Below are 15,267 nucleotides of genomic sequence, written 5' to 3'. Positions count from 1 at the left end.
GAAATGGAGTTTTCCTGATTTTTCAGCAGACAGACAGAGTCTTTTTTTGATATGATAGGAAAAGTGATTTATTATAAGTAGTATTTAATATCTATAACATTTGAAAGGTGTGCAAGACGTGGAGAAACAACTTGCAGGCTTGCCGGTACACGTTCATTTCGTAACAGAAATCCGTGAAGGGGCGAGGAAGGAAACCGTTGCTTTTGAAGCAAATGGTCAATACTATGTAAAAGGTCAAGGTACATATGTAACATTCCAGGAGCCGAACGAACAAGGCGAAGTGAAAACAATTATTAAAATTCAAGATGAACAAGTTCTCATTATGCGTTCAGGTGCTGTTTCTATGCGTCAGACGCATGTGAAAGGTGAATGGACAACTGGTACGTATACGAGTGAACTTGGTACGTTTGCATTGCAAACAAAGACTGATAACGTTCTTTTTAAATGGTCGGATGAAAAGAAAAAAGGACAACTCTTCTTAACTTACGCATTGCTTCTAAGTGAACAAGAAGCTGGCAGATATACTATTACAATTAATTTGAAGGAGGCAAAATAATGAATTCCTTAGAACAAGTAAAAGGATTGATTAAAGAAGAAATTCAGGCTGCTGTATTAAAGGCAGAATTAGCGACAGAAGAACAGATTCCAAACGTTGTATTAGAATCTCCAAAAGATAAAACAAATGGTGACTTCTCTACAAATATGGCAATGCAACTTGCACGCGTTGCGAAAAAAGCACCTCGTATGATTGCAGAAGAACTAGTTGCAAACTTCGATAAAGCAAAAGCTTCTATTGAAAAAATCGAAATCGCTGGTCCTGGTTTTATTAACTTCTATATGGATAATAGCTACTTAACAGATTTAATTCCAACAATCGTAAACGCTGGTGAAGCTTACGGTGAAACGAATACTGGTAAAGGTGAAAAAGTACAAGTTGAGTTCGTATCTGCGAATCCAACAGGTGACCTTCACTTAGGACATGCACGTGGTGCGGCAGTAGGTGACACTTTATGTAACTTATTAGCAAAAGCAGGCTACGATGTATCTCGTGAGTACTACATTAATGATGCTGGTAACCAAATTCATAACTTAGCTCTTTCTGTTGAAGCTCGTTACATGCAAGCTTTAGGCTTAGATAAAGAAATGCCAGAAGACGGTTATCATGGTGCGGATATCATTGGAATCGGTAAACGTTTAGCTGAAGAATTCGGCGATCGTTATGCGAAAGCTGATGAAAAAGAAAGTTATGAATTCTATCGTGAATACGGTTTAAAATATGAATTAGCAAAACTTCAAAAAGACTTAGAAAGCTTCCGTGTTAAATTTGATGTATGGTTCTCAGAAACATCACTATACAAAAACGGAAAAATCGATCAAGCTCTTGCTGTATTAAAAGAGCGTGAAGAGATCTTTGAAGAAGACGGCGCAACTTGGTTCCGTTCAATGACTTACGGCGATGACAAAAATCGTGTATTAATTAAAAACGACGGTTCTTACACATACTTAACGCCAGATATCGCGTATCACCGTGATAAATTAGAGCGTGGTTTTGATAAGTTAATCAACATTTGGGGTGCTGACCACCACGGTTACATTCCTCGTATGAAGGCTGCTATTCAAGCACTTGGTTACGATAAAGACACGCTTGAAGTAGAAATCATCCAAATGGTACAACTATACCAAAATGGTGAAAAAATGAAGATGAGTAAGCGTACGGGTAAAGCAGTTACACTTCGTGAGCTTATGGAAGAAGTAGGCGTGGACGCAATGCGTTACTTCTTCGCAATGCGTAGCGGTGATTCTCATTTAGACTTCGATATGGACTTAGCTGTATCAAAATCTAATGAAAACCCAGTATACTATGCACAATATGCTCATGCTCGCGTATGTAGTATCCTTCGTCAAGGCGAAGAATTAGGATTAGCTGTAGATGGAGATGTGAACTATAAACTTGTTACTTCTGAGAAAGAAGTAGAGTTACTGAAAAAACTTGGTGAATTCCCAGCTGTAGTTGCGGATGCAGCACAAAAACGTCTGCCACACCGTATTACAAACTATGCATTTGAATTAGCAGCAACATTACACAGCTTCTACAATGCAGAAAAAGTATTAAACCAAGATAACTTAGAATTAAGTAAAGCTCGTTACGAGTTAATGAAAGCAGTACGCACTACACTTCAAAATGCATTAGCAATCGTAGGAGTATCTGCACCAGAAAAAATGTAATGAAGAAAAGCGGAAGCGGCTCGTTTAGAATAGGACTTTCGTTTTTAAATAAAAGGCAATCACACGATGTTGTGATTGCCTTTTTATGTGGAGATAATAAAAAAAATTTATCAAACAAAAGGGGAATTTGCGTCGTCTTATATAAATGACAGGAGGCTTGTGATGGAAGAAAAGATAGAAGAATTAATTGATATATATAAGCAGCAAATATATTCCTTATGCTATAAGTTAGCGAAAACGAAAGAAGATGCGGAAGATATTTTTCAAGAGACGTGGATAAAGGTTTTTTCATCAAGGCACCAACTTTCTTATGTAGATAATTATAAAAAGTGGATTACTACAATTTGCGTTCGTACATTTTATGACTTTTACCGCAAGAAGAAAAGATGGAAAGATCGCGTCTTAGATTTATTTCATAAAGAAGATGGTGGAGAAATAGATTTCGCAGATGATGTGAATATATCAGAAGAATTTATTCAAAAAGTGGAAGCGGAAATGATACGGGAAGTTATACAGCTATTGAATGAAAAATATAAAACCGTGCTCGTACTCTACTATTATGAACAATACTCTTATAAAGAAATGAGCGAAATATTAAATATACCGATTGATACAGTGAAATATCGCCTTAATTATGCGAAGAAGCAAATGCGAGAACATTTGGAGGGGTTCGTTTATGACAGAAGATAAATTTGAACAGAAGGTAAAGAGTAGCTTAGCAGAAGAGATAACTCCAAGCGAAGAGCTAATAAATAACACGAAGCAGGGCGTGCGAAAGGCTCAGAAGTTAGAGAGGAAATGGATGATTTGTATTCACACCATTTGGATTGTTTTGTTAACAATTGTTATAGAACAATTTGTCACACATTTGGATTATAAAATTCCTATGTTGATAGCCATTGTGATTATGATGCATGTATACATTCCGATATATGTTGTAATACAGTCATTTTTAAAGAAGGAGTATAGATTACATGAAAGAGTTCGCTAATCCGTTTGTACTATTTGAAGTAGCTGGAGTGACGATGTTTTTAGCTTTTATAGCACTTTTAATATGTGTTGCATCATGGGTATATACAGATGCTAAAGCACATCAAATGAGCAAAGGATGGAGTATTTTAGCAGTTATATTGCCATTCTTTATTGGTTTTTTATTATATATGGTAAGAAGAAGTAAAAAGAAGGTTGAAGGAGAATGTAAGGTGAATTTTGTTAAAAAACAGAAAGTAACATTAGTTGCGATATTGGCAAGCACAATGTTTGTATTACTTAGTGGTTTTACTTTTGCACAAACGTTAGATGACGCGTGGAGAGCCGGGGATATATATTTAGCAAATGAGAAGCAAGGGAAAACAAGTTATGAGGCAAAATTCTCATCATGGGATATTGCCAGTAAGGATATTGAATTTCAGTATGAAAAGGATACAGAAGTGACATTTTCTTATGAGACAGATGCAAAACGAGGAAACTTATGCTTTAGTGTGTATGAAAGACAAGGAGAAGGTATAAAAGAGTTAAAGGAAATTTGTGAATCGAAAAAAGGTACTTTTACAGTTACTTTAAAAGCAAATGAAGAATATGTATTGAATATAAGCGGATTAACAGTAAAAGATGGATTTGTAAAAGTGAATTGGCAAGAGAAATAAAAGGGGCCCTATAAAGGACCTCTTTTTTATTGAATAGTATAAGTAACAGAGAAACTAACAGGACTATAGTAAACGTAAGGTGCATGAAATTGAACATACATATTTCCATCTGTTTTTGCAGTGAAAATTCGGCCGTAACCATCAGAATAACGTCCAATTAGGTTATGATTTGAGTCATAAACACTGTAACTAGGAGTTTTGCTGTTAGGATGAATTGTTAGTTCTTGTCCTTTTTGAAGGAAAATAGGTTCTTGTTCAGAACTACCTCCAGTTTGCAAAGAATAAAATTTTGTAAAGCTTTGTTCTTGAGCGGCAGCAGCGACTTTTGTTTCAGGAATAAACGCAGTAGCTCCAGTAATTCCTGCTAAAGTTAATGCACCTGCTAAAATCATTTTTTTCATAATAGAAAAAGCCTCCTTATTAGTTGTAATCAGTTTTGTTACAATTAATATTGTATACGATAATGGGTAGGATAAAATATGCTTTTATGCATATATATTTTTTCTCAATAAAAGACCACCGATAAAATCAGTGGTCTTTTAAATGATTAAGCAGCTTTCTGTTCAGTTTGAGGAACAGGTTTTTGAAGCGAGTTATAAACTCCTGTTCCGATAACGTCTAATGCCATTCTCATTCGTTCAGGTGAAATGTTTTCTAATACGTTATCTTGAGGTGTATGGTATACCTTCTCAATATGATAGATTAATGGATTCCAACTATCGACACCCATCCAAATGAATAGAGCAGCAGGAATACCAGCTTCAGCAAATGGAACATGATCACTAGAACCGAATTTACCTTGTAGGATGAGGTTATTATTTAGTTGTTTACCTGCTTGCAAGGCAGCGTCTGTTACAAAGTTTGTAGAGCCATCAGGTGTCATAGCATATAAATTCTTTGCTTTATCATAATTTGTTGCAACCATGTCGGCGTTAAAGACACCTAAAATACGGTCGCGTTCTTTTTGGGATAGACTATTCACGTAATAATCCGAACCAAGTAATCCAGTTTCTTCAGAACCAAAGGTAATAAAGCGAATTTCTTTATCAGTTTCTACATTTTGAAAAGCACGAGCTAGTTCTAATACTAATCCAGTTCCAGAAGCATTATCATTTGCGCCAGGTGCTCCGACAACACTATCATAGTGCGAGCTTACAACGACTGCTTTTTCATTACCTGTACTCTTCTTTGGTTTCTTTTTGGCGATAACATTTAGAGATGTTAATTTAGATTCATGTCTCGCTTTTAGGGAAAGAATTGTTGTCCCTTTTTTAGCGATTTCTTCTTTAAATGCATTTCCTTGCGCATAAGCAAGACCAAAGACAGGGATAGATTGCTTTTTCATTAGGCGGGGATTGAAGGTTTGTCCATAATTTCCGCGTCCGCCAATTAAACTGTATAAAAGAACACCTTTTGCACCTTTGCTAACAGCATTTTCAACTTGTTTATTATAGTCGGTAACTGTCGTTCCTCTTTCAAATAAAACAATTTTACCATTTACTTCATTTGGAATATCTTCTAATTTTGTCCCACCTTGAACAAAGATAAGGGGAGCTGTAACAGCTTCTGTAGAAATTAGTGCATTAGGAGCAGCACCAGCTTGCCAATTACGTTTTGTTGATAGGGGTGATTCAATGAATCCAACGTATTGATCGGGCACCTGAAATGGTTGATATTCTACTTCATAGCCCATTGATTTAAGCTGCATACCAATGTAACGAGAAGCCCATTCTTCGGATTTTGTTCCACCGGGGCGAGGACCAATTGTTTCAGATAAGAAACGAACATGTTCAATCGCGCGGTTTGGATCAATCTGTTTTGTAATAGATGGAGTTTGTGTAACCTCTGACGTGGAATCCGCTTTTGCTTGCCCAATTGGAGCTAAGCTAACAGCAAGTGATACAGCAAGCAAAGAGCTTACTATTTTTTGTTTCAATGATTTTCTCATTTTTTCCTCTCCTATTCTTCTATTCTCTCTGACTGACAAAAGAAGACGGATAATGACTTTATTTTACCTTCACACCTTTTATTTTTCAATATTCTGACATTGAGAAATAAAAAAACGATATATGCATATTTGCATATTTTTGAGGGAGATATGTATGCTATCATTTTAAACGAAGGTTCGCTTTCTACTCTGAAAGCTCCTACATTGCATGAATCTAGTGTACCCAAACTTTAGATTATGTAGAGGAATGGAACCACTGTAGGGTTTCATTTCTCATGTTTGAATCAGTTGATGGTAATTATGTTTCCGCATTTCATAATTATTATCAGTGATATATGTAAGGCATCCATATGAAAATAAGAGGCTGTTCAAAGGTTTTCCGTACTTTTGGGCAGCCTCACCCCGTTAAAAGGACGATACTTTATGTATCGTCCTTTTTGTATAAAAAAACATCCAATCAATTGAGAGATTGATTGGATGTGAAAAAATTATTAATAATTTTTTTTGCGTTTTGTAGCTAAAATACTTAATAATCCAGCTAGTAGAAGAACAATACCTACTGTTTGTGTAGGGTCTTCTTTATGACCTGTATTTGGAAGGTGCTTATCCGTATTTCGATCATCTTGCTGTTTGTTATCTGTTTTATTCGATGTTTCTTCGGAAGTTCCGTTTTCGTGTTTCTCAGGTGTTTCATTATTTTGTTCTTCAGAAGTTCCGTTTTCGTGTTTCTCAGATGTTTCATTGCCTTTGTTATCTTCTTTATTTGGAGGAGTAATTGGCTTGTCATCTCCACCTGAAGAAGATTCAATTTTTTTATTTGAAACTGTAATTTGTAGTGGCTTAGCTTGGGCTTTATCAATTGTAAAGTTTATTGGTGATGCATCTAATTGATAGCCTTTAGGAGCCTTTGTTTCTACTAATTGATAATTACCAGGTTTCAAATCATTTACGATTACTTTTCCGTGTTGATCTGTTTTTAAACCTTCTCGGATGACTTTTCCATCTTGGTCTAAAATATTGAAAATGGCACCTTCAAGTGTTCCATGGTGATCAATATCAACTTTAGTTAACTCAATTGAACCTGTTGTTAAACTATTTAAGGCTGTAACAGAGGTAACCTGAGATTGTCCTTTCGTAATTGTGAAAGGAATTGGTTTAACGTTTAAATCATAGCCAGTTGGAGCTTTCGTTTCAATGAACTGATAATCTCCCGGACGTAAATCAGAAACTGAAATCTTCCCATCTTTATCAGTAGTTAAATCAGTGCGAACAATTTTACCTTTCGCATCGATGATGTTAAACACTGCATCAGAAAGTTTTGTATCTGGATTTATATCATCCACTTTTATTAATTCTACAGCACCCTCAGTTAAGCTATTTGTAGCAGTAACTTGGAGCTTTTCTTTTTGGCTTTTCTTAATTGTAAACTTAATAGGTGTACTATCTAATTTATAGTGTTCAGGAGCTTTCGTTTCAATAAACTGATAGTCCCCAGGACGTAAATCAGAAACAGAAATTTTTCCATGTACATCTGTTGTAAGTTCAGTGCGAATGTCGTTACCATTCATATCAGTAATTTTAAATATCGCATCTTTAAGAGCAGTACCATCTACATCATCTACTTTAGAAAGTTCCACAGTGCCTTTCGTTAAGCTATTTGTAGCTGTAACGGAGATAGGATCAGCTTGGCTCTTTGTGATTGTGAATGGAATTGGCTCTTTGTTTAAATCATAGTGTTTCGGAGCCGTTGTCTCGATGAATTGATAATCACCAGGACGTAGGTCAGAAACGCTAATTTTACCTTGTTGATTCGTAACAAGATCTTTGCGAATTACAGTGCCATTCATATCCACAATTTTAAATACTGCGCCTTCAAGAGTAGTGCCATCGACGTCATCCACTTTAGAAAGTTCCACGCCGCCTTTTGTTAAACTATTTTTCATAGTAACGGTAGCAATATCTTTTTGGCTTTTTTCAATTGTAAATATAATTGGTTTTTTGTCTAAATCATAGTGTTCAGGGGCCGTTATTTCAACGAATTGATACGTACCAGGACGTAAGTTTTCGATAACGATTTTACCTTCACTGTTTGTTTTTAAATCTGTTTTAAGTACTTTGCCATCTTGATCTAGTAAATTAAATACCGCATCGGCAAGTTTTGTTTGAGTGTTTAAATCATCAACTTTAAGTAATTCGATACTACCTTGTTTTAAGCTATTTGTAGCAGTTAAAGAAATAACTTTCTTCTGTCCTTTTTCAATAGTGAATTTGATTGGTGTTTCATCTAAAACGTAATGCTTAGGAGCTTTCGTTTCGATGAATTGGTAATCACCAGGACGTAGGTCGTTAATTTCGATTATTCCTTGTTCATTTGTAACAAGGTCTTTATGAACTACATCACCGTTCATATTAACAATTTTAAATACTGCATCTTTAAGAACAGTGCCATCAATATCGTCTACTTTAGAAAGTTTAACTGCACCCTTTGTTAAAGCATTTGTAGCAGTGATATGAAGAGTTTCAGTTTGGCTCTTTTTAATTGTAAATACGATAGGTTTTTTATCTAAATCGTAATGTTCAGGAGCAATTGTTTCAACGAATTGATACGTACCAGGACGTAGATTTTCAACAACAATTTTACCTTCAGCATTTGTTTTTAAGCCTTCTTCAACTAGCTCACCGTCTGCATCTAATAAATTAAATACGGCGTTAGAAAGTTTTGTATTTATATCAATATCGTCAATCTTTGTTAGTTCAACGCTACCTTTTTTCAAAGCATTTTTGCCTGTAACATTGATCTCTTTCGTTTGACTTCTTTCAATTGTAAATGGAATCGTTGTTTCATCTAATACATAGTGCTCAGGAGCTTTTGTTTCAATGAACTGATAGTCTCCAGGGCGTAAATCAGAAACAGAAATTTTTCCGTTTTTATCTGTAACAAGATTCGTATGAACTTCCTTACCATTCATATCCACAATCTTAAAGATTGCACCTTCGAGCATCGTACGATCGATGTCATCAATTTTTGTTAATGTTACTGCACCTTTCTTTAAACTGTTAGTAGCGGTAACAGTAATATTCTCTTTTTGACTTTTTTCGATAGTGAACGGAATAGGGTCTTTGCTTAAGGTATAGTCTTTTGGAGCTTTTACTTCAATAAATTGATAGTCTCCAGGACGTAAATCAGAAGCAGTAATTTTACCGTTTTTATCAGTCGTTAAATCTTTTCGAATTACCTTTTTAGTATCATGAGCGTCAACGATTATAAATTCTGCACCTTCAAGAGTAGTGCCATCAACATCATCAACTTTTGTTAAAGTGACGCCACCTGTAAGTAAACTATTTTTTACAGTAACAGGGATAGGAAGATCTTCCTTACTACCTTTTTTAATTGTGAACTTAATAGGTGTTTGGTCTAATTTATAATGTTCAGGGGCTTTTGTTTCGATAAATTGATAATCCCCTGGTGCTAAATCAGGAATAACTAATACTCCGTGATCATCTGTTGTTAAATCTTTCATAATTTCTTTGCCAGTTGGGTCTTGCAATGTGAATACAGCGCCGGCAAGAGCTTTACTACTTTCCACATCATCTTCTTTAATAAGTTTAACTTTTCCTTTCGTTAAACTATTTTTAAATGTAAGTGGAAGGAGTTTTTGTTGTCCTTTTTCGATTGTAAATTCAATTGGTTCTACATTTACATCGTAATAAGTTGGAGCCTTTGTTTCGATAAGTTTATAGTTACCAGGACGTAAGTCATCTACAACTAGCATTCCTTTATTATTCGTAACAAGGTCCGTACGAACATCTTCATTAGTATCTCTATTAACGATTTTAAATACTGCACCTTCAAGTGTTTCCTTTTCATCTGCAGCATTCACTTTTGTTAACTCAATACCGCCTTTTGTTAAGCTGTTTTTAGCGGTAACAGTAGCCTGAGTTGTTTGACTTTCTGTAATCGTAAATTTAATTGGTTTTGTATTTTTGTCGTAATACTTCGGTGCTGTTACTTCGATAAATTTATAATCGCCAGGGCGTAAGCCAGTAGCGATAGCTTTACCATCCGCACCAGTTTTTACATTTTCGCGAATGACTTTCTTTTCATCATTTGCATCAACAATTTTAAATACAGCACCTTCAAGAGCTGTACCATCGATATCATCAACTTTTGTTAATTCAACATCTCCTGGTTTTAAAGCATTTTCAGCTTTCACAAGTAGAGTTTCTTTCTGACTTCTATCGATTGTAAATTCAATAGGTTCTGCTCGTAAAACGTAATGTTCAGGAGCAGCTATTTCAATGAATTTATACGTACCAGGACGTAGGTTACTAACTTTAACTTTACCGTGTTTATCAGTAGTTAAGTTAGTGTAAGGGGAAACGTCATTATTATTTGTATCGACAAGCTTGAATACTGCACCTTCAAGTGGTTTTTTCTCACCAAACTCATCAACTTTTAATAATTCAACTTCGCCCGTTTTTAAGCTGTTATTTGCCGTAACAGTAGCAAGAGCTTGTTGGCTTTTATCAATTGTAAACTCGATAGGGTTTGTACTTAACGTATAATCCTTAGGAGCTTCTGTTTCGATAAATTTATAAACACCAGGCTCTAGATCTTTAATGGTAACTTTTCCATCTGAACCTGTTTTTATATTTTCACGAATTACTTGTTTCTCGTCATTCGCATCGACAATTTTAAATACAGCACCTTCAAGGGCAGTGCCATCGACATCATCGACTTTCGTTAAAGTGACACCACCTTTAATGAGGTGATTTGTCGCGGTAACAGTAAGTGCTTTCTGTTGGCTTTTTTCAATTGTAAATTTAAGCGGTTTTTTATCTATTTCATAATGTTCAGGTGCTTTCTCTTCAACAAACTGGTACTCTCCAGGAAGTAAATTTTTCGCTTCGATTTGTCCGTTACCATTTGTCGTTAATTTGGTATAACCAGGAATTCTTTTGTTATTTTGGTCCCGTACACTAAATACAGCACCTTCTAAAGTATTACCCTCTTTATCAACTTTTGTTAGGATAGCTGAGCCTCTAATTAAGCTGTTTTGGGCCGTTTTATTAATTACTGTTGTTTGATCTTCCTCGATTGTAAATTCAATAAGTCGATCATCTAATTGATAATGCTCAGGAGCCTTTATTTCTTTTAAGTAGTAAGTTCCTGGTTTTAAATTATCTACAGTAATTTGTCCTTTATCATTTGTTGTTAATTTTTCGTGTTCTGAAATTATTTTTTTATCTTTATCAAGTAGTGTGAAAACGGCACCTTGCAGTGTGACGTTTTTATTCAGGTCATCAGACTTTGTTAAAACTACTTTACCGACAAACTTCTTATTTGCAAGTTTATATGTTGTAGTCTCTTGTGTACCAAGTTCAACAATTTTCCCTTGTTTTAAATCCCAGCTAATTACATAGCCTTCAGGAGCCTTTGTTTCTTTTAATAAATATTTATCGCGTTTTAAATTATTAAATTTAGCGATACCGTCTTTGTCTGTTGCAATTTTACGGATAACAGTTTTACCTGTACGATCGTATAAAGTAAATTCTGCCCCAGCTAATAGTGCGTTCTTATTGTCGTTATCTACCTTTATAATTTCAAGGTTTCCACGGCCTTTAGTAGCAGATCCTCCGCCTGAACCAGAAGACATTCTCACTTCAATCGTTTCAGTAGTTTCTGTGTTTTTAACTGTCAACTTATTGCCTGCGATTTTCGCTTTATTACTTACTTTTTCTTTATCATCTGCATTAATAAGTGAGCGATATTCTAAAATATAAGCTCGATCAATTTTTTTCAAGAAGGCAATTTCGAAATGTTGCTTTCCGGTATTATTGTCTGTTGTTATTTTGAGTTTATAGTCTGTTCCTTCTTTTAATTCGTTTACTGTATCTTTTGTTAAATTTCCATATGGATCAACAATTGTAGGATATAAGTGGAATGAATCTTCCACAATTACCTGGTTTTCGGTTGGGTCATCTGTTACAACGGCATCTGCAATGGTTGATTGGCTTTCGTTAATTGCGATACTCCAATTAATATAGTTGTCGTCTTGCACAGCTTTTTTAGTAACGAAGCTGCCACCTTTATTTACTTGAGTGTCACCTGTAAGGGTGTTTACGATTTTAGAGCCATCTTTTAAATCTGCCTCGTTTTTGTAGGTGCCTTGGATAAGTTCACCATCAAGGCTTGTTTTAAAGATAATATAGTAAGGTGAATTAATTGATTGTTTGAAATGAACCTTTAGGGTGTTTTTATTTTTCTCTGTAGGTTCTTCAAGTTCATATTTCTCAGTTGGTACAGCATTACCAGGTTGTGCATTATCAGGATTTCCATTTAAAATCATATCGCGCACTTCAATGGATCCAGGCACTAACTTTTGTTTATCTTGTATGACGTCTATAACATAAGGATCTTTAATCTCAACATTATTATAGTTAAAGCCTATTATCCAAGTAATTTCCTTCGTTTGGGCGTTATAAGAACCGTATTTATAACCATTTGCTTTTGTGAAAGTATCAGGATCAAAATTAGCTTCAACCTTATTTGATTGTGGATTAGAATCCGTATCTATCCAAGATAGGTTACCTGTATTTTTAAATGAAGTTTTACCACTTTCTAGCTTTGTATAATCAAAGTCTGTCGTATATTTTACGACTAATGTCTTTGTCATATTAGACTGATACGTACCTATAAGAGTAATTTTAAAGCCTTTATCTGTTGTATCTAAAATATAGTCAGTCCCAGCCTGAAGGGTATAATTTCCGTCTTTAATTTCTAGTTTCTTATCTTTTAATTGTAATCCACCATGATCAAAGGTGTCCGTAATGATCGCGTTGTTTAATGGATAGTTGTTATTATTTACTATAATTGTCCAAGGTGTTGTTTTGTCTTTATAATTTGTTTCAGCTTTATTATTAGATTTAATAATATTTTGCTGCTTGAAGCTAGCTTCATTTTCTTTACTTGAATCATTATCAGCTGTAACTTTATTTTTTACTTTTCCATCTTCTATAACTTTATTAGTTGGCTTGGTTTTATAGGTAATCACATAAGCACTATTAATATCATCATTAAACTGTAAATCGAAGCCATTCTTCTTGTTACTTACAGTGTAATTATTAACAGCGTCTCCTGTTACAAGCGTTCCTTTTTCATTATATGAAGCGTTTTTTACAACAATAGAATTTGCATCTAGTTCGTGTGTATCGTCAAAAATATCTTTTAAAATCGCATCTGCTTTTTTGATCTCTCTTTGATCACCATTGTAAGTAATTGTCCACTCAATTGTTTGCGTCTTTGGATCATATTTACTTGTTTTATTTAAGTGTGTACCACGAGAAACCGTTACAGTAGAGCTTGCGTTTTGTTGCTTTTGATTATCACTCGTTATCGTAACGTTATTTCGGAAACTTTTAATATTTTCATCAGTAATTTTTGTGGCATATTCGATTTGATATGCTTTATTGATAGAATCTTTAAAAGCAATCTCCAATTTTGAGCCATCTGATGAAATAATATTGTAATCTGTTGGCTCAGCTTCTGCACCACGCGTTACATTCCCATTAACATCAACTTCTAAATAATAAACTTTAATAGAATCTTTATTTAAGTTTGTACCTTGTGGAATGTTATCTTTAAAAATAGCGTTTTTAAGGGTGTCTTGCGTTTTGTTCATCTCTACTTTCCAATTAATTTCATTTGTATTAATTGGTCTATCAGGTAATCCTTTTTTATTCGTAGCTGTTTGTACATTAGGCTTAAAGTCAACTGTAATAGAAATATCCTTATCTTTAATCGGGAAAGGAATTTCTTGTGTTGTTGTACCTTTAATTTCAGCTTTATTAAATTCTGTCTTTAATTGTAGGTTACCAGCAACATCTGGATGCTCTTCAACATAATCGTTGAATGTCATCGTGACTTTTCCATCTTTTGTAACAGTAAAATTACCAATTTGATGGTTTTCACTGTCATATAAAGGACTGTTAATTGTATTGTAAATCTTAAAATGTTTAGGAAGATCAAAAATATAGTAATCTCCATTTTTCACATTCATTGACTTTAAAAGTTCCCATGTAAACTCAATATTGGCAGGGGAATCTGTACTTGGACGGTTATCCTCTGTAAATGGTTTTCCGTCTTTATCCGTCAACTTTACACCGGTTAAAATGTTTGTTGTTATTTGCTTTGGACCTGAATTTGTATTCTCAGCAGGGTCGCTTGATAGCTTTTGTTCTGGATTGTCAGTAGCAATTTTAGCTGCTAGGTTTTGTTCCGGATTATCAGTGGCAGTTTTAGCTGCTGGGTTTTGTTCCGGATTATCAGTGGCAGTTTTAGCTGCTGGGTTTTGTTCCGGATTATCGGTAACAGTTTTAGTTGCTGGGTTTTGTTCCGGATTATCAGTAACAGTTTTAGTTGCTGGATCTTGCTCCGGATTGTCAGTAACAGGTTTAGCTACTGGATCTTGCGCTTGTTTATTAGTATCCTGTTTGGTGCCATCTTCTTTAGAGTTTTCTACTTGAACAGGAACTGATATAGGCTGAACCATTGTTCCTAAAGGAAAAGCGATTTGAACTGATTTTTCCCCAGGTTTTAAAGTTGAGTTAAACACGGTATCAACTTTAATTTTTCCTTTAGCGTCTTTCAAATTTTCTACTTGATCATTAAATATTAATTTTAATTTATTATCTTTAGCTGTTATAAAATATTGACCAATATTTTTTTGATCTGTTACTAAATCCCCTTGCAAATCTTTAGATACTTTTAATGCAAGTGGTATTTGAACTACTGCTGTATCATTTGCATGTACAACTTGTTGATCCTTTATTGACCAAGCGTATTCTACTTGAATGGTTGATCCTATCTTTATTAAATTGTTAGGATTTTTTGATTCGTCAATAATATGATTCGTCTCATCTTTCATTTCAACAGTGTCAAATAAGGAATCTCCTGTTAAGGTTTCCGCTCTTACTTGATTGTATGGAAAACTAGCAAGTTGCGAAAATAGTACGAATACAATTAAACATACATTAAAAAGTTTTTTCATTTTTCCTCCTCTGAACATTCATTTGTCCATTGGGGACTTATTCCACATGAACAAATGGAATATTAAAAGTATTTGTTATAAGCTATTTATTTTTGTTATCCCTCCGTTTCTATACGCGTTCTCAGACAAACAGAATTATGTTCAAAGCAATATTATTTAACGTAAAACAAAATGTATATTTACACAGTTCTATGGAAATATACACAATTCGACAAAAAATGTCGAAAAAAATACTGATATAAATACTGATATCAGACCTTTATATGTGAGATAGTTTTCATGTATATCTAGTAAAAAAGAATGGTTATAAAGGTAAGTTTTACGATACATACTAACCAATGTAGTGTATCCCTTTGTGAAGGCTTATTTTTGCCTTAAAGTTATGTGGAAATAAAAA

8 protein-coding genes are annotated in these 15,267 nt (G+C 34.5%); 5 read left to right on the top strand and 3 right to left on the bottom strand.

Features of this window, described 5'->3' with window-relative positions; translation table 11 throughout:
* Positions 1–118 precede the first annotated feature (118 nt).
* The 5 genes from DN407_RS26485 to DN407_RS26465 all read left to right on the top strand — a co-directional run bounded on the left by DN407_RS26485 (position 119) and on the right by DN407_RS26465 (position 3,872).
* On the top strand, positions 119–556 hold the full coding sequence (locus DN407_RS26485) for a YwiB family protein (RefSeq protein ID WP_000414867.1): 438 nt from the start codon (positions 119–121) through the stop codon (positions 554–556).
* Positions 556–2,226 (top strand): arginine--tRNA ligase, encoded by a 1,671-nt coding sequence (argS, locus tag DN407_RS26480; protein ID WP_001086446.1) that lies wholly within the window; start codon positions 556–558, stop codon positions 2,224–2,226. Before DN407_RS26485 ends, argS begins: the two co-directional genes overlap by 1 nt.
* A gap of 162 nt (positions 2,227–2,388) precedes the next feature.
* A complete protein-coding gene (locus tag DN407_RS26475) occupies positions 2,389–2,916 on the top strand; it encodes an RNA polymerase sigma factor (RefSeq protein ID WP_149216722.1) in 528 nt (175 codons plus the stop codon).
* Positions 2,903–3,217, top strand: coding sequence for a hypothetical protein (locus DN407_RS26470; RefSeq protein WP_000133823.1), 315 nt, complete (start codon positions 2,903–2,905; stop codon positions 3,215–3,217). Before DN407_RS26475 ends, DN407_RS26470 begins: the two co-directional genes overlap by 14 nt.
* Entirely contained in the window at positions 3,201–3,872 is a 672-nt protein-coding gene (locus DN407_RS26465; protein ID WP_000657192.1) for a hypothetical protein, read from the top strand. The genes DN407_RS26470 and DN407_RS26465 overlap by 17 nt, the downstream gene beginning before the upstream one ends.
* A gap of 26 nt (positions 3,873–3,898) precedes the next feature.
* Here DN407_RS26465 and DN407_RS26460 read toward each other — a convergent pair whose 3' ends face one another.
* The 3 genes from DN407_RS26460 to DN407_RS26450 all read right to left on the bottom strand — a co-directional run bounded on the left by DN407_RS26460 (position 3,899) and on the right by DN407_RS26450 (position 14,870).
* Entirely contained in the window at positions 3,899–4,273 is a 375-nt protein-coding gene (locus tag DN407_RS26460) for a hypothetical protein (protein WP_000738221.1), read from the bottom strand.
* 146 nt (positions 4,274–4,419) lie between these two features.
* Positions 4,420–5,820: a M28 family metallopeptidase gene (locus DN407_RS26455; protein WP_001232226.1), complete on the bottom strand. Its 1,401-nt coding sequence runs from the start codon at positions 5,818–5,820 to the stop codon at positions 4,420–4,422.
* Positions 5,821–6,311: 491 nt separating this feature from the next.
* Positions 6,312–14,870: a SpaA isopeptide-forming pilin-related protein gene (locus DN407_RS26450; protein WP_149216721.1), complete on the bottom strand. Its 8,559-nt coding sequence runs from the start codon at positions 14,868–14,870 to the stop codon at positions 6,312–6,314.
* Positions 14,871–15,267: the final 397 nt, after the last annotated feature.

It is taken from the genome of Bacillus sp. JAS24-2, from assembly GCF_008274905.1.
GTDB lineage: Bacteria > Bacillota > Bacilli > Bacillales > Bacillaceae_G > Bacillus_A > Bacillus_A cereus.
The sequence above is the reverse complement of the archived record's forward strand: the minus strand, read 5'-3'. Positions and strand labels throughout refer to the sequence as shown.